The following is a 20,996-nucleotide window of genomic DNA, read 5'->3' as shown; positions in this document are numbered from 1 at the left end:
CTTCACCCCATTGGTTTTTATAAATTATCGTGTGCTGTTTGCACTATCTCTTCAATATTTATGTTTGCTTTACTATCATTGTTCAATTCTTTTGAGTTTTTAATATGGGCGAGAAATTCAATGTTTCCTTCGCCACCAGTAATTGGTGAATAAGTTAAATTCTCGATGGTATAGCCGATACGGCACATCATATCGATGACTTCATGTAAGACATCTTTATGAACAGTCATATCCTTAATAATCCCTTTTTTACCGACACGCTCTGGTCCTGCTTCAAATTGTGGTTTAATAAGCACTAATACCGATCCGTCTTGTTCTAAGATTGGAATAAGTGGTGGTAAAATTAATCCGAGTGAAATAAACGAGACATCAATACTCGCGATTGTTGGCGTTCCTTCCGTGAAATCCTCAGGCACTGAATGACGGAAGTTTTGACGCTCCATCACTACCACTCGTTCATCTTGACGTAATTTATAAGCTAATTGATTATAGCCTACATCCAAGGCATAACTTAACTTTGCACCGTTTTGTAAGGCTGCATCCGTAAAACCACCGGTAGAAGAACCTATATCAAGTAAGATATGATCAGTCATATCGATACCAAAATGTTTAATCGCTTTTTCTAATTTTAAGCCTCCGCGACTCACATATGGGATGGTCTTTCCTTTAATATGCAACTCTTTTGTAATATCAATCTTCTCACCTGGTTTATCATAGCGCTGGTTATTCGCATCATAAATTTGCCCTGCCATAATCAAGCGTTTCGCTTGCTCACGTGTGTCTGTTAGTCCAGATTGAACCACTAATTTATCTAATCGTTCTTTTTTCATATGACTCCTTAGTCTATATCTGTAAATGAGAGAAATTTATTTAAAATACTGTAATCCGTTCCACTCAACTTAGTAATTTTTTCAATAATTTTTTCAGCTTTTTCGCGTTCTTGACCTAAAACTTCTTTTGATTCTTCTAAACCAAGTAAGTTTGGATAGGTTGATTTCTTGTTAAATTCATCACTTGAATGTCCTTTTCCAGATAACGTACTGTCATCAATCACGTCAAGTAAATCATTGTGAATTTGGTATAAAACGCCAAAAGTTTCACCAAAGTTTACTAATAACTCTTCAACTTCAGGACTGAATTCTCCAATAATGGCTGCGGCTTGTGTCGCAAAGGTAAATAATTTCCCCGTTTTAAATTCATGAATTTGATTTAATTCTTCTAACGTAATTTCTTTATTCTCCGCTTGCATGTCCCCTAGTTGACCTGCGACCATCCCGTGTGAACCTGCGGAAGAACTCAGTAAAGAAATAATTTTTACTTTTTGCTTGCTCTTTAATTTTGAATCGTCGCTAATTAAACTGAATGCATCCGTTAATAATGCATCCCCTGCTAGGATAGCTGTCGCTTCATCAAATTTAATATGAGCGGTTGGTTGACCCCGTCTCAAGTCATCATTGTCCATCGCTGGTAAATCATCATGAATTAAAGAATACGTATGAATAAATTCTAAAGCAACCGCTGTAGTTGCTCCTTTTTTCATATGTTTCTCTGATTCTGCGTTTAAGATAGCCAGTAATAGTAACGGACGTAGTCGTTTGCCGCCACCTTTTAATGAATAAATCATTGGTTTTAACATTTCAATCGGAGTTTGAAGAAGGCGAATATGTTTGTCTAATTCAGTTTCAAATACATTTCTTAAATCGTTTAAATCTTGCTTAATCATTCATAACCTCTCTATCTAATTCAACATCGCCTTTGTCTGTCATCATCTTAGCGACTGTGCTTTCTGCATCAGTTAAAGATTTTTGGCAATATTGGCTTAATTCTACACCGCGTTGGAAAGATTCTAACGCTTTTTCTAAAGGTAAATCGCCTTTTTCAAGTTGAGATACAATTTGTTCTAATTCTTGTAATGCTTCTTCGAAATTTTCTGGTTGTTTTGTTTTTGCCATTGTTTACTCCTTCTCTGTATCAGAAAGCTGTTGAAATATATTGTCTGTGGATGTTTTTGTTACTTGCGCTTCGATTTGTCCATCACTTAAATTCACCTTAATCATATCATCTTTTTCAACTTCAGTGATATGTTTTACAATGTTATCTTTTGATGTCACGACAGCATAACCCCTTTGAACGCTCTTTAATGGGCTATATGCATCAAGCAATTGCATGAGATTGCCAAAGACAACTTTCTTATTGTATTGAAATTGTTCCATATTACGATTTAATTGTTTCGTAAAAGCCGTTAAATCTTTTTGATATTGATTAATAAGCCCTTGCGGTTGTTGTAAGGACAGTCGTTGTTTCAACACATTTACTTGATTTTTTTGCTCTGTAAAGTAAATATCTTTGTTATTATTCAATCTTTCGACCGCTAAGTCTAGCTGTTGCATGTATGGTTGATATAATCTCTCAGGTTGAGTCATAACATAAGATTGGGCAAAGCGCTCATAATACTTTCGCAAATATTGAATGCGTTGATTCATTGAATAAAATACGCGCTCATCTATCTGAGTTAAGTAAGTTAATACTTCTTGTAAGACTGGTACAGCAATTTCAGCCGCAGCAGTTGGGGTTGCAACTCGAATGTCAGCCACAAGATCAGACAAGGTTGTATCTGTTTCGTGACCAATTGAAGATATTACTGGAATCGGGCAATTTAGAATAGCCATCGCGACTTGCTCGTCATTAAAGCACCAAAGGTCCTCAATAGAACCTCCACCACGTGCAACAATGACTGTGTCAAATTCGTCTTGTCTATCTTTCACTTTATTGAAGGCTGTCACGATTTCTCCAGCGGCTTCTTTCCCTTGTACTCTGGTTGGAATGACAGTGATTTCAACGATGGGATAGCGACGATTGATGGTCGTAATAATGTCTCTAATTACTGCTCCACTTGGACTCGTTATAACTGCAATTTTCTTAGGAAAGCGTGGAATTGGTAATTTAGATCGATCAAATAGACCGGCTTTGTTGAATTTTTCTTTTAATTGTTCAAGTTGTTGATATAAAGCACCAATACCATCTGGTTGAATACTATCAATCACGATTTGATATGCGCCAGAGGGTTCATATAAAGTAATCTTTCCGGTAACGAATACTTTCATTCCTTCTTCAATATTAAACTTGACGCGTTGAAAAGCCGAACGATACATCACTGCACTAATTCTTGCTCCTTCATCTTTCAAGCTAAAATATTGATGAGAATTGGGTCTCAAGCGAAAATTTGAAACCTCTCCTACAACAAACACTCGTTGTAAATGTGGATCGACATCAAATTTTCTTTTAATATATTTGGTTAACGCCTGTACTGTTAAGTACTCTTGGTTTTTTTCACTCATAAACTAACTCCGTCTATATAGTCCTCGCTATTTAATCCATGTTGAATGCAGGCACATAGAATCGTTTGTTCCATTAACATCGCTACCGTCATTGGACCAACGCCACCAGGTACTGGAGTAATGGCACTCACTTTATCAAATACCCCTTCATATTCAACATCCCCGACGAGTTTCCCATCATCTAAACGATTAATCCCAACGTCAATGACAATCGCGCCCTCTTTTAAATCCTCTTCTTTCACCAGATGCGGTGAACCGGCAGCGACCATGACAACATCGGCATGAATTAAATGTTGATGCAATTCTCGCGTTAAGAGATGTGTAATTGTGACAGTACTGCCTTTATTAGCTAATAAAATCGACAATGGTTTTCCAACAATTTGGCTGTAACCTACAACAGTAACGTCTTTCCCTTTAATATCGATATTGTAACGGTCAAGTAAACGTAAAATTCCTCTTGGTGTACAAGGATATAAATCGCCAGTGCCTTCGACAATTTTCCCCATATTATAAGGATGAAAGCCATCAACGTCTTTATCTGGTCGAATAACTTCTGTGACTGCCACTTGACTTAAATGTTTTGGTAGTGGGAATTGAACAATCATCCCAGTGACTGTTGGGTCATCATTTAACCCTTCAATCGTTTCATGTAATTCAGCTTGAGTAATCGAATCTTCTAAAGTGAGCCACTCAAAATCAAAGCCAATATATTGAGCCGTTTTTTCTTTTTGCCCAACATAAATTTTACTTGCTGGATCTTCACCAACAGTAATTACGACTAATTTCGGGATGATATGCTTTCCCTTCAGCTTTTCTACCGCATGTTTATATTCTTCACGTAGTTGTAACGATAATTGCTTTCCATCTAAGACTAGAGTTTTAGACATTGTATCGCCTTCTTTCTGCAATTTAAATTCTAGATTAACCGATATCTATAAAACCCATCGGTCACTTTAATTCGTAGACTCAGTATAACTGAATTCGTAAAATCTAACAATCTTAGTCGACATTTAAAGTAAGTAACTGCCCATATCGTTCGAATTGTTTAGGACATACGTTTTAATCACAAAAATGAACTTTAAATATTATATTCAGCAAATTAGCTGAGTTAATAATATTTAAAGTTCGATGCTTATTTATTGAATTGTGATTGAGAATCTAACTGGTTGATTATTCAACAGTATCAGTTAATTCCTCTACAGATTGTTCTTCCGTTTCAGTTGCTTCACTTTCTGATAAGTCTTCACCTGGCTCTTCTTCAACTGGAACTTCCTCAGAAGGAACGTCTTCTGGAAGTGACTCTTCAGATGAAACTTCATCTTCACTTGTCTCTTCTTCTGAACTTGTTTCTTCTACTTCTGATTCTTCTGGAACATAACCAGGAAGAGTGTAGTCTGTTGGAATTTCAACTTGTGATTGGTATAAGTTCTCTACAGAAACTCCGTAGATAGCGTTAAAGTCGTAAGCAGCTTGTAATGGAACCATCTCATTCGTTACAACATCTAATTCACTCATCTCGTCGGTCGCAACGTCAAATGAATATATTGTGAAATCAGCTTGGTTGCCCGCTGGATTATCCCACATGTTTTCTAATGAAATAACAGTTCCTTCTTGAGTTGGATTCACATAGTTATACACTTGCGGTGCGCGACCAGTAGCAATCGCTAAGCGTGAAATAATTTCTGCTTGAACTGGATCTGATGCTTTTAAGCCTTCAAAAGCGTTTAATTTGTTTGTCCAGTTTTCTTTAATGCTTGTAAAACCAGGTTGATACTCACCAGATGCAATAAATTCATCTTGGTTCGCAGCGTATTGATACATTACTGTTCTTAAGTGGTTTAAAGCAGATTTTTCTTCAGATGTTAAATCTGGAGGCATTGCTTCAAAGATAAATGTATCGCTATAAACACGGTCAACAACTTCACCAGCTTCAATCACTCGATATAGTTCATCCGAGAATGCTTGTAAGATTGGGTGATAAGTTTCAGTGTCCGAGAAGTCCACACGTTCAGCAGCTAATAATTCCTCAGCTGGAACTGAACCTTCTAAGCCAGCTAACACATCTGTCCAATCTTCTTGGATACTTTGTTCAAGTTGGCCAATTGTATCTTCAGATTGTGCCGCTTCAGTTTTAGCAAACTCTTGTGCGAATTGTTCTAAAGCAAGTTGTAATTCTTCATCAGATACGCCGTAATTGTTTGTAATGTTGTTGACGATATTATTGATATTTGTGTTAGTTTCTTCACTGTTATCAACATTGACGTCTGAGTTTTCAGCATTAATATTAGTATTTACAATTTCTTGTTTGATTTCTGAAATCATTTGGTTGACTTGTGAATCAGAAATCGTTGCTCCTTCGCTATCAATAATTTCATTTACTAACGAAATTTCATTTTGAGCTACTTGAACATCTTCAGGATTTAATGCAACACCTTGTTGCTCTAGTAACGCATAAACACCCGCTAAAGCTCCTTCACCTGTTACAGGAGATACTGTTGCGATACGGATTTGAGCGTTACGTGCACCGGCAGTAATTGCAGCATTTTGGTAAGTTGTTGCTGATACGCCAGTAATGTTTTGCGGTGTGACGATTTGAACTTGAACACCGTAGCCTTCGTTCATACCTTGGATGTATGCACTTGAGTATACTACTGTTCCTGGACCTGAACCGTCTTGTAAGTATTGGTTAATCATCGTTCCATCAACATAGATAATGTTGCTTGAATCAACAGCGTTTGCACCTAACAATTGTAATGTTTTTTGTGCTTGGTTTTGATCTAATGATCCACCTAAGGCAACTAATTGTAATTCTTGTGCTTGAACGTGTTGAATACCATCTGTATTAAAGTTTAATACTGGTTGAGCTAATGGTGCACCGACTAAGGCAATCATTGCTGATAATAGTAATCTCTTTTTCATTTATATACCCCATTTATAATTTTTATGTACCCTTATTATATCACAGAACATTTCTTTATTTTACTTTGAGACATTTCTGCAAATATTATTCATACATTTTTCGTAAATGTGAATAATATTTAGTATTAGATAGCAAAAAACGCCATCCAACTGAATGGATCGCGTTTTGTGCTTATTCGTTATCTGCTTCGGCTTTTGTATCATCTAAAACTTTTGCAACAACACCACTCACGAATTGACGTGATTTGTCGTCACTAAAGAATTTACTTAATTCAATCGCTTCGTCAGCTGCTACATTATTTGGAACTTCTTCTTTTGAGACGAAAAAGATTTCATAGAATGCAACGCGTAAAATAATTAAATCAATGCGTGCGATTCGATCTAAACTCCAACCTGTTAAATAAGGTTCAATGAGTTTATCAATTTCGGTTTCTTTTGAACGAACCCCTTCGATGAGCTCATAAAAGTATTCATTATCGATACCTTCATAGCCTTCTTCAGGAAATACGCCTGCTTCCAATGCATAAGCCACAGCTTCATTGATATCTAAATCTTTGTGAGCTGAAATCATCTGATAAAGTGTTTGGACAACAACTTGACGCACTTCACGTCGTTTCACTACTTTCTTACTCAAAAGCTTCACCAATTGTTTCAACAGCTTCTTCAACAATACTTGCGTCTGATTCTGAAGCTTCAGTTTCAACTGCTATAACGTGAACATTCACTTCTGTCACTGCTAAGTCAGTCATGAATAGAATTTGTTCTTTCACTTTATCTTGGATTGCGATAGCAATTTCAGGTACTGAGTAACCATAAAGAACACGGATTTCAACGTCGACAACGATTGAATTGTTTTCAGTTTTGATTTTTGTATTAATACGGTCACGGTCCATCCCTAAGAAGTTTCCTACTTCTTTTTGGAAGCCTGTTACTTTAGAGGCAACACCTTCGATTTCGCTTGCTGCTTGAGCGGCAATTGATTCTAGGACACCTGTGGTAATTTTAATTTCACCTAAATTTTCTTTCGCTTGAGTTTCAAATGGTACTTCGGTTATTTTAGCCATAATAGCCCTCCTTTATATACTTTACTCATCTATGTTCGCATTTTCCTTATTGTAGCGGAATTTCTAAGAAAGTGCTATACAATTATTAATTTTTTAGGACTACGGTTTAAACTTTCTACCCCGTCTGTTTTAACAATTAAGTCATCTTCAATACGAACGCCACCTAAACCAGAGACATAAATACCAGGTTCATTGGTAATGATATTGTTTTCAACTAATGGTTTTTCATTTCGGCTAGCAACCGCTGGTCCTTCATGAACATCTAAACCAATCCCATGACCTGTTGTATGACCAAAGTTTGGTCCATAACCTTTCTCGGTAATGTAATCACGTGCAAGGGCATCGACTTCTTTACCAGTCATCCCTGCTTTAGTTCCAGCAATTACACGGTTATGTGCTTCTAGGACGATATTGTAAATCTCTTCTAATTTCGGATCTACTTCACCTACAGCAATTGTACGAGTCATATCTGAAGTATAACCTTTGTAGTAGCAACCAAAGTCAAGTGTTACTAAATCACCGTGTTCAATTACTTTATCACTGGCAACACCGTGAGGCATTGATGATCTTACGCCACTGGCAACAATTGTATCAAACGACATGCCTGATGCCCCTTTACCTTTTAAGAAGCGGTCTAATTCATTCGCCACTTCAATTTCGGTAACACCTGGTTTGATAAACGTTAAGATATGTTCAAAGGCTTGGTCAGTAATGTCACAAGCTTCGCGAATCGTTTCAATTTCGTCTTCGCTTTTAACTTCACGAATCGTTTCAATGACGCCAGATGTTTGAACTAACATTGGTTCGAATAAGTCACTTAAACGAGAATAAGTTGATACATTCATATCATCAGCTTCAATTCCCATAGCTCTAACGTCTTCTGCGTTAAGAAGTTCGCTAATTTCTTCATATATTTTTCCTTGATGGATAATGACATCAAACCCTTTCGCTTGCTCTTTGGCTTGGTCAGTATATCGGAAGTCTGTAATAAAGTATTCATGTTCAGGTGTAATGACTATTAATCCCGCTGATCCTGTGAAGCTTGATAAGTAGCGTACATTTTTAGGCGCTGTTACTAAAAATGCGTCTAAGTTTTGTTTTTTCATTTCTAATCTTAATTCAGTTATTCTATTATTCATACTTTGCCCTCTTTCTAAATCAATAGTTGTATTATATCAAATAAAACATAGATGTTAAACTTGTTGCTGTTATTAATTTAAATGAAGGGATGGCTTAAATATCTTCAGTGAACTCTCTCTCAAAAAGGTAGCCCCTCCAACGAACAGAGTAGTTATATCGCATTTGTTCACTTTGTTCTCGTCGACTAAATTTCCGTGGCATTAATTCCGTTGACCGCATTTCAACCCCATTTGTTCGGGAGTAGCTTGTGATACCATGATTAGTTTGTATTTGTAACTGTCTAATATCATCTGGAGTCCAATCATATGTTCGTAGGAAGTCATCAACTTTACTCAAACGGAAACCTTGGTCTAATATAGATGCCTCTGTCGCCTTCCATAAAGCTTCAAGTTCTGGATTGGTTCCTTCAACTTGACCTGGTCGTGTAATCACGCCACTACAAACGATGGCATTGAATGCATCACAATAGTCTAGTGCTGCATCTTGCAGAAATACCTCTTGAGTATAGACATATAGTTGCTCGTATTGTTGGTTAGCTGTTAATTGTAAGACACCAAATTGCTTGTGTGAATCAATGTGATCTAAGACTTGTTTCGGCATATAAGCTATAGCCTGCTCATTAAAGCGCATCTTAATGGCTTCTTCTAAGTTTTGTGCGTCCATCTGTTCAATCAGTGGCAATAAATTCATCACAAGTTCTTCTTGAATATTTGCTGTGTAATAATCATTAAAATTCAAATACCGACTTAAGTTGATTTGATTCAGTCTCAGTAAGCCCCAATAGATGAGTTGGCTAACGAGTAAAAAGACAATAACGTAAACCATTACCATTCCTTGTTTGTTATTTCGCATCATTATACTCCTCTAACTAGCTATTAAGTTTCACTGAAATGAAGCCTGAAAAGACTTGTCCATTATTAAAGGTTACCGTCACAGTTACTTTGTTAGCAACTTGAAATACTTGCCAGGAATATACGTCGTACAATAAAGGTTGATGACCGGGTGCGATATAAATTTTATTGTTCTGGTTGATGATGCGACTACTTCTCTTTGTTTCAGTACTTTCAATGCGAATAATGTTAGAATCGACCCCAGTCACCGTATATTTTTCCAATTCTAATTCAAGCAGCGTCATAAAGTGTAAGAAATCCGCACTGCGATCTGTGCGAATTTCTGTTTCAATTGTGTTGTAACTATTGTAGATTGTCATAAGAGAATGCATGAATAAACTCAATACGAATAGACTGATTATTACTTCTAACAAAGTAAATCCTTTTTTAAAAGTTGAGGTCTTGAATTTCGACATACAATTCACTCCCGCCTTCTAACGATATGTAACAATAATTTAAATCACATGCGAATTCACTCACGTTATCTTCATTTAACGCTTCCCAATTTAGAATTAATTGTTCGCTTACAAGTGCTTTCGCCTCATCTTCTATCTGCTCATCCAATTCGACATCCACTAATTCAGAGAATAAGCGCCAGACTTGACTCGTCTGTGCCGCATCCTCTATCCGCCTCAATTCATTATAATAAGCCGGCAAGTAGAGGAGCATCATCGAACTAAATAAGAAAAAACCAATCACCGTTTCTATCATTGAAAATCCGGCTTTATGTTTGTAATTCAAATTGACCATTCCCTAACTGAAAGACTAAATAAATTCGTTGATTACGATCATAGTCATAAAAACTAATCGTTCTAAATTGATCCACACCCCCACCTTGCAAATACATAAACATATAAGGTGTTTGAAACTGTATATGTTCAGGAGCGTCCAACGTCGCAATCCTTTCTTGACTATAAGCATCTCTAATTCTTAACTGATTTAAACTGGCGTGAAACTCAACTGAAATTAGTCGCTTTTGTAAGATTGCTATTTGTTGAGCTTGCTTTAAGTGACTCATGACTTCATCAAAGAAGATTCGACTTTCAATTTGCTTACTTAAGTTGATATTGGGACGAAACATTAGTAGCAAACTCATGGCTGAAAGTAGGACGAGTACTACCAGGGACTCCATGAGCGTATAGCCTTTTTTACTCATACATATTAGTTACCAGTATCATTCGTTAATAAATTTTGAGCTTCTTGGAGTTGTCGTTCAGTAATGTATCCTTCATCAAATAATGTTTGTAAATCTGGTGCCTCAGACCCATTCACCATTTGATACGTACTTGACTGTGTTTCAATTACTTCTTCGATATTTGTACGTGCCTGTTCATTAATACGCTCTCTTTGTCCTGCGACGTTTGGAATAATAATTGCCATAAGCAGACTTACTACGACCAACACAATAAGCATTTCGATTAAAGTAAACGCCTTTTTATTTAATTTTTTGAATTTTTTCATAATGTTTCATATCCTTTCATATACCTTGCATCGTTAACATCGGTAACATCATCAATAAATACATCGACATGACTAAAATTCCGATTAGGACGAACAATATTGGCTGGACTAAAGTAAGTTTCGCTTGAATATCGTTCATCAAATCTGAATAGACTTTCCTTGAATACAAATAACATTTTTGTGCTGTTTGACTCGTTAACTCACCTTGGTAAATTACTAATGGTAATTCCTTTGTAAAGATATCTAACTCATCTAGAATGACAGCTAAGTCTTCACCCTTTAACATTCTTTCTTGTATTTCAATGGCTAGTTCACTTAAGAATGAATCAATCGGATAATCGACGATTACTGTCAGCGTTTGTTGAATGGAATACCCTCCAGAAAAGAAATGCCCAATTTCTTTTGATACTTTATAGGAACTGTAACTTCTTACCCATTTTTCGACTAATGGAATTCGAGTTAATATTTGGTAGCGTCTCATTTCACTTTGTTTCAGCAAATACATGTCAACGCCGCCATAGATAATTATCACGAAGGCTAGTAATATTCCAAAAATCTGTGGCAAATAAGTAAAGAAATAAACTAAAACTCGTACCAAATACTGCTCATCATACACTTCTTGCGAAATAAAGCTAGCGACTTGCGGTAGAAGAAATTGTCTCATAGCAAATAACATCCCAACTAATCCCACCGCTAAAAATAATGGGTAGACTAAGGTTTTTACAAGTTTCTGCTTATAATGATGGGCCTCTTTTAATTGCTTACTCGCATCAGCTAATGACTCAGTAAATCTTCCTTGACGTTGGGCGTAGAATAATTGAGCAATGAGTGAATTTGAATAACCTAAAGCACGTAAAGACATTTCAAAGGAAATACCCGACTCCAACTGCCTAATGATATAGTCAATCGCCGTTGTTTGTTTCCTCATCAGAACACGCATAAAAACTAAACTTTGATGAATAGAGAAGCCTTCTAACAATAACTCACTTAAAGTTTGCAATAAGTAGGCTTGCAAGTTCTTAGGTATTTTTATATCCTTAGATAATTTCGAATTTTGTATACGTTGCTTCATCAATGTAACCATACGCCCAAGCCTTTCGTAATTTATTATTCAACGTATCGTGCTGACTTAATGTGTGATTATTATGTAATACGCCGTTTAATGCTTCTTTAGCCAATATCTCAAAGATTGCTGCTCGTGAATAGTGCGTATCCTTTTGTATTGCGGACGGCACAAGTCTTTGAGAAATAACACCAATTAAGGTTTGTCTGAGTTGTTCATCGCTAATACTTAACTCCTGTAGTCTTGCGATAACTCCTCGGGCATTCTTAGCATGGATGGTCGCAATCATTAAATGCCCCGTTAACGCTCCTCGGATCGACATGCGCGCAGTCTCTTGATCACGAATTTCTCCTATCATCAAGACATCAGGATGGTGTCTTAGAGAAGATTTGATTAGCAAATCGTAAGTTATTCCGGCTTTTTCATTCACTTCCGTTTGCAAGAATCGCTCTTCAAATATCTCCACTGGGTCTTCCATCGTTATAATTTGTAAAGCCTCATGTTGAATCAGCTCACGCAGTAATTGATAAATAGTCGTCGTCTTACCCGAACCCACCGGTCCTGAGAATAAAATCATCCCACTCTTTCTTTTTGTGAGTTTCCGAAGCTCATCAATGTCTTGTGGAAAGTAAGTCACAACTTGATCATGATCAAACTTCTGAGTTTGTAAAACTCGAATAACCATTGACTCAAGTAATAAGACATTTGTAATGGTTGAAAACCTTAATTCTACCGATTCAGCATCAAGTTCAATGGCGGTGGAGCCAGATTGCGGTCTTCGCTTCTCACCTACATCCATATTCGCTAAATACTTAAAGTGACTAATCAATCGCTTTCCCCACTCTAATGACTTCTCCTGAAATAACATTAACCGTCCATTCGCTCTGAAATGAATCACATACTTTTCCTTCGTTGGTAATATGTGAATATCAGAAACCGATTCATCGATTGCCGCTTGTATTAGTTTTTTAGCATCACCTTCAATCATCATCTCACTCCTTTAAACTAGCCTATATATATATACGTAAAAAATGGCCATTTCCATTATTTTATTTTTACTTTTTTTAAAAAAAGCAATTTCGGGTTAAAACATTTGACTATTCTGGATTTGAAAGGATAATATGAAGTATTGGAGTAAGTTCATCCGTTTTTTTCCTTTTTAGATGAGTTAACTAAATTGGGATATACTTGAAATAATGAATGTGATAAAATGGTTATAGCTGTGAATTCAATTAATTCACTACTCGTTTGAAAACAAATTAATGAAAAGGAGCAAATATTAATGATATTTAAAGTATTTTATCAAGAAACAACAAATGAAGCACCACGTCGTGAACATACTAAAACTATGTACGTGGAAGCGAATGCAGTAAGTGAAGTGCGTGAATATTTATCTGAAACTACACCATACATGATCGAACACATCACTGAAATATCAGGCGATTTCTTAGAATATGAAAAAGAAAACGATCCTGACTTTGAGGTTGTGAAACCCTAGATGGCAGTAAATCTTAGAAACAATGAAGTCGGAGTATTCGCCATTGGTGGACTAGGCGAAATTGGGAAAAACATGTATGGTGTCCAATTCCAAGACGAAATTGTTATTTTAGACTGCGGAATTCTCTTCCCGGAAGATGAATTATTAGGAATTGACTACGTAATTAATGATTTTCAATATATCTTAGAAAATCGTCATAAAGTTAAAGGGCTTTTTATCAGTCATGGGCATTTAGACCATATTGGTGGAATTCCATATCTATTAAAACAACTCAATGTGCCAATCTATGCTGACCCTCTTGCAGCCGCGTTAATTCGCGACAAACTGCAAGAAAATGGCTTATTACGTGATGCGGAAATTACAGAATATAATGAAGATACAGTCGTTAACTTCCGTAAATTGTCAATTAGCTTTTACAGAACCGTTCACTCGATTCCTGAAGCATATGGTATAGTTGTAAAAACACCTGAAGGAAATATTGTCTTTACAGGGGATTATAAATTTGACTTTACACCTGTAGGAGAGCCTGCTGATATTCACCGTATGGCTGAAATTGGTAGCGAAGGCGTTCTACTCCTATTAGGTGATAGTACAAATGCAGAAATTCCGACTTTCACCCTTTCAGAACGGGTTGTGGGTCAATCGATTCATAATATTATCCAAGGTGTTGAGGGGCGTGTTATCTTTGCGACTTTCGCATCGAATGTGTCACGTCTTCAACAAATTGTAGAAACAGCGATTAAAACAAATCGTAAAATTGCAGTCTTCGGACGTAGTATGGAAAACTCAATTAAAACTGGGATTGAACTTGGTTATATTGATGATTATGGCTTGGATATCTTTGTTGATAATCGTCAATTAGATCAATATCCTGCAGAAGAAATGATTATCGTATGTACAGGTTCTCAAGGTGAACCTATGGCTGCTTTAAGCCGAATTGCGAACGGGACACACCGTCAAATTTCAATTCAACATAATGATACAGTCATCTTCTCAAGTTCACCGATTCCTGGAAACACTTTAAGTGTGAATCGTGTCATTAACCAATTAGTTGAGACTGGTGCCAACGTCATCCATGGTGAAGTGAATAACATTCATACATCGGGACATGGTAGCCAACAAGAGCAATTGTTAATGTTACGTCTAATGAAGCCTAAATTCTTCATGCCAGTCCATGGTGAATACCGTATGTTAAGTATCCAAGCAAAACTGGCTGAATTAACTGGGATTGACCGTGAGAACACATTCATTATGAAAAACGGTGACATGCTTGCTTTAACTAAGAATAGCGCAAGACGAGCTGGCTTCTTTAATGCCCAAGACGTCTATGTGGACGGAAGTGGTATTGGAGATGTCGGAAATATTGTCTTACGAGATCGTAAAACACTTTCGGAAGATGGTTTAGTTATTGTTACAGCAACGATTGATTACGAAAACAAACAACTCATTAGTGGTCCAGATATTATGTCACGTGGCTTTATCTATATGAGAGAATCAGTTGATTTAATTCAAGAGATTCAACAAGCTATGAAATCTGCAATTAACCGTGGTTTAAATGAAAACGGAAATAACGTTAACGAAAAATTAATTCGTGATATTATCTTTGATCAAATCAAACCGATCTTATTTGAACGTACTCAACGTTCTCCTATGATTTTACCGGTTTTATTAGATGTTAATAAAGGTGTTCGTAAACGCAGTAGCAAATAATGTTTGAAGTGCCTATGTTAAATCATTGGCACTTTTTTTGTCTCTTTAATTGTCTAATGATTCAATTGAGTATAATTTTAAGTTAATAAAATAGAAAAAAGGTTAAAATAATGTCTGATTTTATGCGAAAAATTCCCGGAGGCCTATTATTAGTACCGATACTTCTAGCAGCTTTAATGAATACTTTTCTACCAAACTTATTCACTAACTTCAGCCGAGTGAGTGAAGCCTTGTTTACACCAAGTGGATTAAATTACGTCATTTGGGCAGCTTGTTTCTGTTCGGGTGCAGGCTACCACAGTTGACTGGACACCTATTCTATCAACGCTTGTACCGATTATCTTTGGTATGATTGTGGAAAACCTTGATAAAAATATGGCAGATTACTTAGCTGCTGGTGTAGTGGTGTTAACTCCCTTTATAGGTTGGGTGTTCGGTGCTGGAATTAATTTATTCGATGCACTTCAATCTGGACTACAAGGAATCTTGTTAACAGTAATCTTTTACGTCCTATTAGCCCCAATTTTAGTTGTTTTTGAACAAAGAATCTTACATGAAGATGGTGTGTATCGTCTCTAGCAATATCTTCAATTGCGAGTATGTCCGTGTCAGTTCCAGCTTTGATTGCCTTTTCAGCTTCTGAATATGCTATTTATGTGGAAAGTGCCACTGCACAAATTGCATTAGGTGTCGTTATTTCAAGTATTGTGACACCAATCTTAGCCCGTTGGGAATTCAAACATACACATCCGAATGCATAAAGTTTAATCCGATCAAACAAAAAAAGTGCTTAAGAATTTTCATTTCGAAAATCTTAAGCACTTTTTTATTATCTTACCTTTAAAGCACGGTCGATATCACGCTTCATTTGTTGTTCTTTTAATGAATGACGCTTGTCATATCGATTTTTTCCTTCAGCTAATCCGATAAGAACTTTCGCTCTCCCTCTAACAATGTAAACTTTTAAAGGTATAATTGTTAGGCGATTTTGTTTAACTTCGCGTTCTAATTTTTCTATTTCTTTTTTGTGAAGTAATAACTTCCGATTTCGTAACGGATCATGGTTAAATATATTCCCTTGTTCATAAGGACTTATATGAACATTTTTAAGGAAAGCTTCGCCTTGACGAATTGAAACAAATCCATCTTTTAAGTTTATCTTCCCTTGTCGGATCGATTTAATTTCAGTTCCTTGTAATACGAGTCCCGCTTCGATGGTCTCTAGTATAGTATAGTCATGCCGTGCTTTTCTATTCTGTGCTAATGGTTTGTCTTGCTGTTTCGCCATAGTCATCCCTCATTTACATCAAAGGCTACTTTTTCCGTTTTCTAATTTGGAATTTCTTGCCTTTTTTATTATTCCCTTTAGACGATTGTTTCGCAACTTGTTTAAAGGATTGTCTGTTCTTACTTTGTCTTTTAGGTTTACGACTTTTCTTCTCACTACGATTCTTATTCTCACTGATGACATGTTCTAAATCTTTGTTATCCGTTGGATACGATTCAATGAGTTTGAAATCGATCTCTCGGTCTTCAACACTTACGCGTTCAACCTCAATTAAGACTCTTTGACCAATTCGGTACACGTTGTTTGTGTTTTCACCAATAAGAATTAAATGTTGTTGATCATAACGGTAGTAATCATCTTTCAATTCTTGCAATGAAATTAAACCTTCAACTGTATTATCTAATTGAATAAACATTCCAAATGACGTCACTGAACTTACAGTTCCCTCAAATTGTTCTCCAACTTTATCTAACATGTACTCTGCTTTCTTCAGTGCATCCGTTTCACGTTCGGCCTCTACTGCGCGACGCTCCATCTTAGAAGAATGTTCTGCAATGTCTGGTAATTTTTCAGAAATCTTTCTCTTTTGCTCTGAAGTTGGTGTTGCTTCTAAATATTTATGAATTAAACGGTGAACCATTAAGTCTGGATAACGTCGAATCGGTGAAGTAAAGTGCGTATAATCTTTGGCAGCTAAACCGTAATGACCGAATGGTTCATCCGTATAACGTGCTTGTTGCATACTTCTTAACATCATCATCGATACCACTTCTTCATAAGGTGTATCAGATAATTCATCCAAAGCTTCTTGTAATTGTTTTGGTTTAATTGATTCAGCGCGACCTCTTAAGACCACACCAAACGCAGTTATAAATTCCGCAAAGCGTTGCATACGTTCTTCATCTGGTTGCTCATGGACACGGTAAATCATCGGCCAGTCTTTCTCCGTATATGTTCTTGCGATTGTCTCATTCGCTGCTAACATAAAGGACTCAATTAGTCTTTCTCCGACCCCTCTTTGGCGGTGAACGATATCTATAGGTTTCCCATCTTCATCAACGATAATTTGCGCTTCAGATGTTTCAAAGCTTAACGCTCCACGCTTTTGACGCATACCTTCCAGAATAAAGTGTAATTCGCTCATCTGATCCAGCATCTCAGATATCTCATGGCATTCTCTTCTTAAATCTTCATCACCAGCTAGAATACCATTCACATCCGTATAAGTCATTCGATATGAAGAATTAATCACACTCAGGAAGATATCTTGATCAACGACGCGACCATTTGAGTCTATGGTCATCTCACAAGATACAGTTAAGCGATCTTCATTCGGTAATAGCGAACAAATCCCATTCGATAATCTTTGTGGAAGCATCGGAACCACTCTATCTGTTAAGTAGACAGATGTCCCTCTGGCTAGTGCTTCCGAATCAATCGGTGAATTCTCAGTCACATAGTGAGAAACATCCGCAATATGCACCGCTAAACGGTAGTTCCCATTATCTAGTCTTTTTAATGATATTGCATCATCTAAGTCTTTTGCGTCTGCCCCATCGATCGTAAGAATTAATTCATCTCTTAAGTCACGACGCCCTTCAATATCCTTTGGATTGATATCTTGTTCAATCGCTTGTGCTTCCTCTAAGACTTGTTCTGGGAATTCTGATGGAATATTGAATTGATATAAGATAGCGAGAATATCGACACCTGGCGCATCTTTATGACCAATTTCTTTCGCAACTAAACCAGTTAAATTGTTTGGCTCCTCCATCGTTGGGTAATCTTTAATCTTAACAATTACAATCGAATGATTCACTGGTTTCAAGCCATCTGGTAATACTTCTACTTTCAATTCATCGCTGAATTTTCCTTGTGGAATGACAAAGCCTAAAAAGCCAGTTGAGTCGCGCATTTCTTTATCATAGGCAACAAATTCACCAACGATTTGAGTTGATGCTCTTTCAACAATGTTATCTACACGAGCTTCTGACCCTTTACCTGTTGATGGATTGACATGTTTAATAATTGTTGCTTCAACTGTATCGCCGTCCATGGCATTTCCAACTTTTCCAGGTGGTACAAATAAATCCGGTTGCTCTGGATCATAATCAATAAAGCCAAATCCACGATCATTTCCACGGAAAGTTCCGACAGCCGTTTCTTTTTTAGTGCTTTTCGCTTTAAAGCGACCCGTTTCTGTTACTTCTAATTCATTAATTCGCTCTAAAAATGCTAGAGCTTTGACTAATTTTTTGAAATTTTTACTTCCCTGATAATTAAAATGTTGGGCGATTTCATTTGTTTGATAATTCCTATCGGGATTCTGTTGTAAGAATTCTAAAATTCGTTGTTCTAATTTTGATAAACTCATAGTGCCCTCCTTCTGTACAATATTTATTGTACGACTATTTAAATCTTGTTATAAAGTCGAAAAGTGCTGCTTCAAAATCTTTACGATTTCGATTCACCGTAATCACGTGCGTGTTTTCTGGGAACCAATTGAAGTCCACTTTCGCGTTTACTAACACACTTTGTAATTTTTCTGCATCGTCTTCATTGATCATCTCATCCTTACCTGATTGTGCGATAAAAAATGGTTGTTCGATATTTTCAAGTTGACCTTGGAATTCGCTCTTGAAAGCTTCAAGTTGCTTCATTTGGTCTCTATGCTTAGTGAGGATGCCGTCGATCTCTTGATTGTAATTATCTTCAGATGAAAAGCGTTTAAATATCGCTTTAACATAAGAAATAAAATGCACTTCAACATCAATTGGTTTCTCAGTGTATACTGGTGAGTTAAATACTCCCCCACCTTGAATTTCAAGATTTGACTGAGACATTAACCATGTCGCAAATATACCGCCCAATGACAAGCCAAAGACAAGTATTCTGTCATACTCACCTTGCATGGCTTCAACCGCATCCAAGGCTTGTTGCTTCCATGTATTAATATCTGCATTCAAAATATCATTCATATCTTTTGTGGCATGCCCTTCAAATTTTGGACATAATACGCCGTAACCGCTGCGATTTAGCTCTCTCGCTAATAGATTCACATCATTTGGTGAGCCGGTATAGGCGTGGAATAAAATGATTCCAATCTCTTTATTCTCACCTTCATAATACTTTGCATCTTTTATTTCGTTTAATTTCAAGTATGAACCCTCCCAAAAACTTTATAAACAAAGTTTACATGATATTGATCAATAGTTAAACTAATAAGATTAAAAAAAGAACAAGCCCATATAGCAATCCATCAAGCACGAATTACTTTGAACATTGTTCTGATTAATTAATATATAACTTATTTATTTGATAAATAAGCCAATGTAATTGTTAAGACAAAGAATAAAATTCCTAAAATAGTTGTTGCACGAATTAAGAAAACTTCAAATCCTCTTGCACGTGTCTTCGGTTGTCCGTCATCGCCCCCACCGAGCATACTTGCTGCATTACTCTTAGATGGTTGCATAACAACAAAAATAATCATTAAAATTGCTACAATAATCAAAGCTGTAAGTAAAACTTGATACAAAGGTCTTACCTCCTCTATAAAATATCCATTACTCATAATATCATTTATTATATATATTATCAATTAATGTTCCTGCTAATAATCATTATACTGTAAATCCTAATTAACAATCAACCGCAATCTGACGAAATTATCATCACCCATGCGACTTTCTTTGACACAGCAAATTCAAACATGATAAATTATGAGTATTGATAAAGAATGGAGTAATCAAATGCAAAATGAAGAGAACATACTAGCGGTCAGTCGCTACTTTAAAATACTAAGTGATTATAATCGCTTATCAATTCTTTACTTACTCAAAGAACAGAAACGTTCAGTCTCTCAGATTGTTGAAGCCTTGCATTTAGAGCAATCAGCGGTATCACACCAATTAAAGATATTAAGAGACTCACGCTTAGTCAAAGCGGAACGACAAGGTAAATCAATGATTTATGAATTAGATGATGATCATGTCTTCACTATCCTTCATCAAATTGTTGATCACGTCCAAGAAAACGAATAAGTCTAGCTAATTGAAAGGAAATGATTCATGTGTCAAAGCAATGGTTAGAATGGGCAAAAGAATTGCAAGCCCTTGCCCAAACCGGTCTTCACTACACAAAAGATGTCTATGATAAAGAACGATTCCAGAGAATCCGCGAGATGAGTTGGCAAATGCTCGCAACCTTAAACGATAGCGACATGAATGAGATCAAAGCATTATTCCACATTGAAGACGGCTACCAAACACCCAAAGTCGATACACGAGCGGTTGTTTGGAAAGAGGATAAGATCCTTTTAGTCCAAGAGAATGACGGTCGTTGGGCCCTTCCTGGTGGTTGGATGGACATTACAGAAACCGTCTCATCTAATGCCGAAAAAGAATTGTTCGAAGAAGCTGGTGTGGTTGGAAAAGCAGACCGAATTATTGCCATCCATGACCATCACCGCCATAACGCTGTGAATCAAATTTTTACTATCGCCGATTGTAAAATTAAGCTAGACAACTAAAACAGCCATTTGTGGTACACTCAACTTGTAATTCCGACCAAAGAATACAAAGGAGTGACCACAAATGACCTACACCCATCTTACCACGGATGAA

Annotated in this window: 27 protein-coding genes; 7 read left to right on the top strand and 20 right to left on the bottom strand. The window is 36.6% G+C overall.

Annotated elements, in window-relative coordinates:
• Window positions 1-17 precede the first annotated feature (17 nt).
• The 16 genes from ACEN33_RS00575 to comGA all read right to left on the bottom strand — a co-directional run bounded on the left by ACEN33_RS00575 (window position 18) and on the right by comGA (window position 12,863).
• Window positions 18-830 (bottom strand): TlyA family RNA methyltransferase, encoded by an 813-nt coding sequence (locus tag ACEN33_RS00575; protein ID WP_407089203.1) that lies wholly within the window; start codon window positions 828-830, stop codon window positions 18-20.
• An 8-nt stretch (window positions 831-838) separates the two neighbouring features.
• Complete coding sequence (locus ACEN33_RS00570) at window positions 839-1,723, bottom strand: polyprenyl synthetase family protein (RefSeq protein WP_407089204.1); 885 nt, start codon at window positions 1,721-1,723, stop codon at window positions 839-841.
• Window positions 1,716-1,952, bottom strand: a complete 237-nt coding sequence (locus tag ACEN33_RS00565) for an exodeoxyribonuclease VII small subunit (RefSeq protein ID WP_138404076.1) — start codon at window positions 1,950-1,952, stop codon at window positions 1,716-1,718. Before ACEN33_RS00565 ends, ACEN33_RS00570 begins: the two co-directional genes overlap by 8 nt.
• A gap of 3 nt (window positions 1,953-1,955) precedes the next feature.
• Window positions 1,956-3,338, bottom strand: a complete 1,383-nt coding sequence (gene xseA / locus ACEN33_RS00560; RefSeq protein WP_407089205.1) for an exodeoxyribonuclease VII large subunit — start codon at window positions 3,336-3,338, stop codon at window positions 1,956-1,958.
• On the bottom strand, window positions 3,335-4,225 hold the full coding sequence (locus tag ACEN33_RS00555; RefSeq protein WP_407089206.1) for a bifunctional 5,10-methylenetetrahydrofolate dehydrogenase/5,10-methenyltetrahydrofolate cyclohydrolase: 891 nt from the start codon (window positions 4,223-4,225) through the stop codon (window positions 3,335-3,337). The genes xseA and ACEN33_RS00555 overlap by 4 nt, the downstream gene beginning before the upstream one ends.
• 283 nt (window positions 4,226-4,508) lie before the next feature.
• The gene (locus ACEN33_RS00550) at window positions 4,509-6,257 is read right to left on the bottom strand and encodes a DUF1002 domain-containing protein (RefSeq protein ID WP_407094336.1); all 1,749 of its coding nucleotides are present in this window, start codon (window positions 6,255-6,257) and stop codon (window positions 4,509-4,511) included.
• Between the two features lie 172 nt (window positions 6,258-6,429).
• Window positions 6,430-6,891 (bottom strand): transcription antitermination factor NusB, encoded by a 462-nt coding sequence (gene nusB, locus ACEN33_RS00545; RefSeq protein ID WP_235888761.1) that lies wholly within the window; start codon window positions 6,889-6,891, stop codon window positions 6,430-6,432.
• Window positions 6,884-7,321 carry an Asp23/Gls24 family envelope stress response protein gene (locus ACEN33_RS00540; RefSeq protein ID WP_407089208.1) on the bottom strand — a complete coding sequence of 146 codons (438 nt, stop codon included), beginning with the start codon at window positions 7,319-7,321 and terminating at the stop codon, window positions 6,884-6,886. The genes nusB and ACEN33_RS00540 overlap by 8 nt, the downstream gene beginning before the upstream one ends.
• 74 nt (window positions 7,322-7,395) lie before the next feature.
• Complete coding sequence (locus tag ACEN33_RS00535) at window positions 7,396-8,460, bottom strand: M24 family metallopeptidase (protein ID WP_407089209.1); 1,065 nt, start codon at window positions 8,458-8,460, stop codon at window positions 7,396-7,398.
• 94 nt (window positions 8,461-8,554) lie between these two features.
• Complete coding sequence (locus ACEN33_RS00530) at window positions 8,555-9,313, bottom strand: hypothetical protein (protein ID WP_407094335.1); 759 nt, start codon at window positions 9,311-9,313, stop codon at window positions 8,555-8,557.
• Between the two features lie 16 nt (window positions 9,314-9,329).
• Window positions 9,330-9,767: a competence type IV pilus minor pilin ComGF gene (locus ACEN33_RS00525; protein ID WP_407093951.1), complete on the bottom strand. Its 438-nt coding sequence runs from the start codon at window positions 9,765-9,767 to the stop codon at window positions 9,330-9,332.
• On the bottom strand, window positions 9,739-10,092 hold the full coding sequence (locus ACEN33_RS00520; protein ID WP_407089211.1) for a hypothetical protein: 354 nt from the start codon (window positions 10,090-10,092) through the stop codon (window positions 9,739-9,741). The genes ACEN33_RS00525 and ACEN33_RS00520 overlap by 29 nt, the downstream gene beginning before the upstream one ends.
• Window positions 10,076-10,507, bottom strand: a complete 432-nt coding sequence (gene comGD / locus ACEN33_RS00515; protein ID WP_138404086.1) for a competence type IV pilus minor pilin ComGD — start codon at window positions 10,505-10,507, stop codon at window positions 10,076-10,078. The genes ACEN33_RS00520 and comGD overlap by 17 nt, the downstream gene beginning before the upstream one ends.
• Before the next feature lie 5 nt (window positions 10,508-10,512).
• Window positions 10,513-10,812, bottom strand: coding sequence for a competence type IV pilus major pilin ComGC (gene comGC, locus ACEN33_RS00510; RefSeq protein ID WP_407089212.1), 300 nt, complete (start codon window positions 10,810-10,812; stop codon window positions 10,513-10,515).
• A gap of 16 nt (window positions 10,813-10,828) precedes the next feature.
• Window positions 10,829-11,884, bottom strand: a complete 1,056-nt coding sequence (gene comGB, locus ACEN33_RS00505) for a competence type IV pilus assembly protein ComGB (RefSeq protein WP_407089213.1) — start codon at window positions 11,882-11,884, stop codon at window positions 10,829-10,831.
• Window positions 11,850-12,863 (bottom strand): competence type IV pilus ATPase ComGA, encoded by a 1,014-nt coding sequence (comGA, locus tag ACEN33_RS00500; protein WP_407093952.1) that lies wholly within the window; start codon window positions 12,861-12,863, stop codon window positions 11,850-11,852. The genes comGB and comGA overlap by 35 nt, the downstream gene beginning before the upstream one ends.
• A gap of 294 nt (window positions 12,864-13,157) precedes the next feature.
• Between comGA and ACEN33_RS00495 the strand changes: the two genes are divergently transcribed.
• The 5 genes from ACEN33_RS00495 (at window position 13,158) to ACEN33_RS00475 (ending at window position 15,844) form a co-directional block, all read left to right on the top strand.
• Complete coding sequence (locus ACEN33_RS00495; RefSeq protein WP_407089215.1) at window positions 13,158-13,373, top strand: RNA polymerase epsilon subunit; 216 nt, start codon at window positions 13,158-13,160, stop codon at window positions 13,371-13,373.
• The gene (gene rnjA / locus ACEN33_RS00490) at window positions 13,374-15,083 is read left to right on the top strand and encodes a ribonuclease J1 (protein ID WP_407094334.1); all 1,710 of its coding nucleotides are present in this window, start codon (window positions 13,374-13,376) and stop codon (window positions 15,081-15,083) included. It begins immediately after the preceding gene.
• 110 nt (window positions 15,084-15,193) lie between these two features.
• Entirely contained in the window at window positions 15,194-15,388 is a 195-nt protein-coding gene (locus tag ACEN33_RS00485) for a 2-keto-3-deoxygluconate permease (RefSeq protein ID WP_407089217.1), read from the top strand.
• On the top strand, window positions 15,369-15,662 hold the full coding sequence (locus tag ACEN33_RS00480; protein WP_407089218.1) for a 2-keto-3-deoxygluconate permease: 294 nt from the start codon (window positions 15,369-15,371) through the stop codon (window positions 15,660-15,662). The genes ACEN33_RS00485 and ACEN33_RS00480 overlap by 20 nt, the downstream gene beginning before the upstream one ends.
• A gap of 26 nt (window positions 15,663-15,688) precedes the next feature.
• The gene (locus tag ACEN33_RS00475; RefSeq protein WP_407094333.1) at window positions 15,689-15,844 is read left to right on the top strand and encodes a 2-keto-3-deoxygluconate permease; all 156 of its coding nucleotides are present in this window, start codon (window positions 15,689-15,691) and stop codon (window positions 15,842-15,844) included.
• Between the two features lie 68 nt (window positions 15,845-15,912).
• Here ACEN33_RS00475 and smpB read toward each other — a convergent pair whose 3' ends face one another.
• The 4 genes from smpB to secG all read right to left on the bottom strand — a co-directional run bounded on the left by smpB (window position 15,913) and on the right by secG (window position 19,909).
• The gene (gene smpB, locus ACEN33_RS00470; protein WP_407089220.1) at window positions 15,913-16,371 is read right to left on the bottom strand and encodes an SsrA-binding protein SmpB; all 459 of its coding nucleotides are present in this window, start codon (window positions 16,369-16,371) and stop codon (window positions 15,913-15,915) included.
• A 25-nt stretch (window positions 16,372-16,396) separates the two neighbouring features.
• Window positions 16,397-18,745: a ribonuclease R gene (rnr, locus tag ACEN33_RS00465; protein WP_407094331.1), complete on the bottom strand. Its 2,349-nt coding sequence runs from the start codon at window positions 18,743-18,745 to the stop codon at window positions 16,397-16,399.
• 34 nt (window positions 18,746-18,779) lie between these two features.
• The gene (locus ACEN33_RS00460) at window positions 18,780-19,529 is read right to left on the bottom strand and encodes an alpha/beta hydrolase (protein ID WP_407089222.1); all 750 of its coding nucleotides are present in this window, start codon (window positions 19,527-19,529) and stop codon (window positions 18,780-18,782) included.
• Between the two features lie 149 nt (window positions 19,530-19,678).
• Window positions 19,679-19,909 carry a preprotein translocase subunit SecG gene (gene secG / locus ACEN33_RS00455; RefSeq protein WP_407089223.1) on the bottom strand — a complete coding sequence of 77 codons (231 nt, stop codon included), beginning with the start codon at window positions 19,907-19,909 and terminating at the stop codon, window positions 19,679-19,681.
• Between the two features lie 214 nt (window positions 19,910-20,123).
• Between secG and ACEN33_RS00450 the strand changes: the two genes are divergently transcribed.
• Entirely contained in the window at window positions 20,124-20,414 is a 291-nt protein-coding gene (locus ACEN33_RS00450) for a helix-turn-helix transcriptional regulator (RefSeq protein ID WP_197104493.1), read from the top strand.
• A 29-nt stretch (window positions 20,415-20,443) separates the two neighbouring features.
• Window positions 20,444-20,902 carry an NUDIX hydrolase gene (locus ACEN33_RS00445; protein WP_407094330.1) on the top strand — a complete coding sequence of 153 codons (459 nt, stop codon included), beginning with the start codon at window positions 20,444-20,446 and terminating at the stop codon, window positions 20,900-20,902.
• Window positions 20,903-20,996: the final 94 nt, after the last annotated feature.

Source organism: Ruoffia sp. FAM 24228 (genome assembly GCF_045528575.1).
Lineage (GTDB): Bacteria > Bacillota > Bacilli > Lactobacillales > Aerococcaceae > Ruoffia > Ruoffia halotolerans.
Note: the sequence above shows the minus strand (reverse complement) of the source record. Positions and strands in the feature narration are given on the sequence as shown.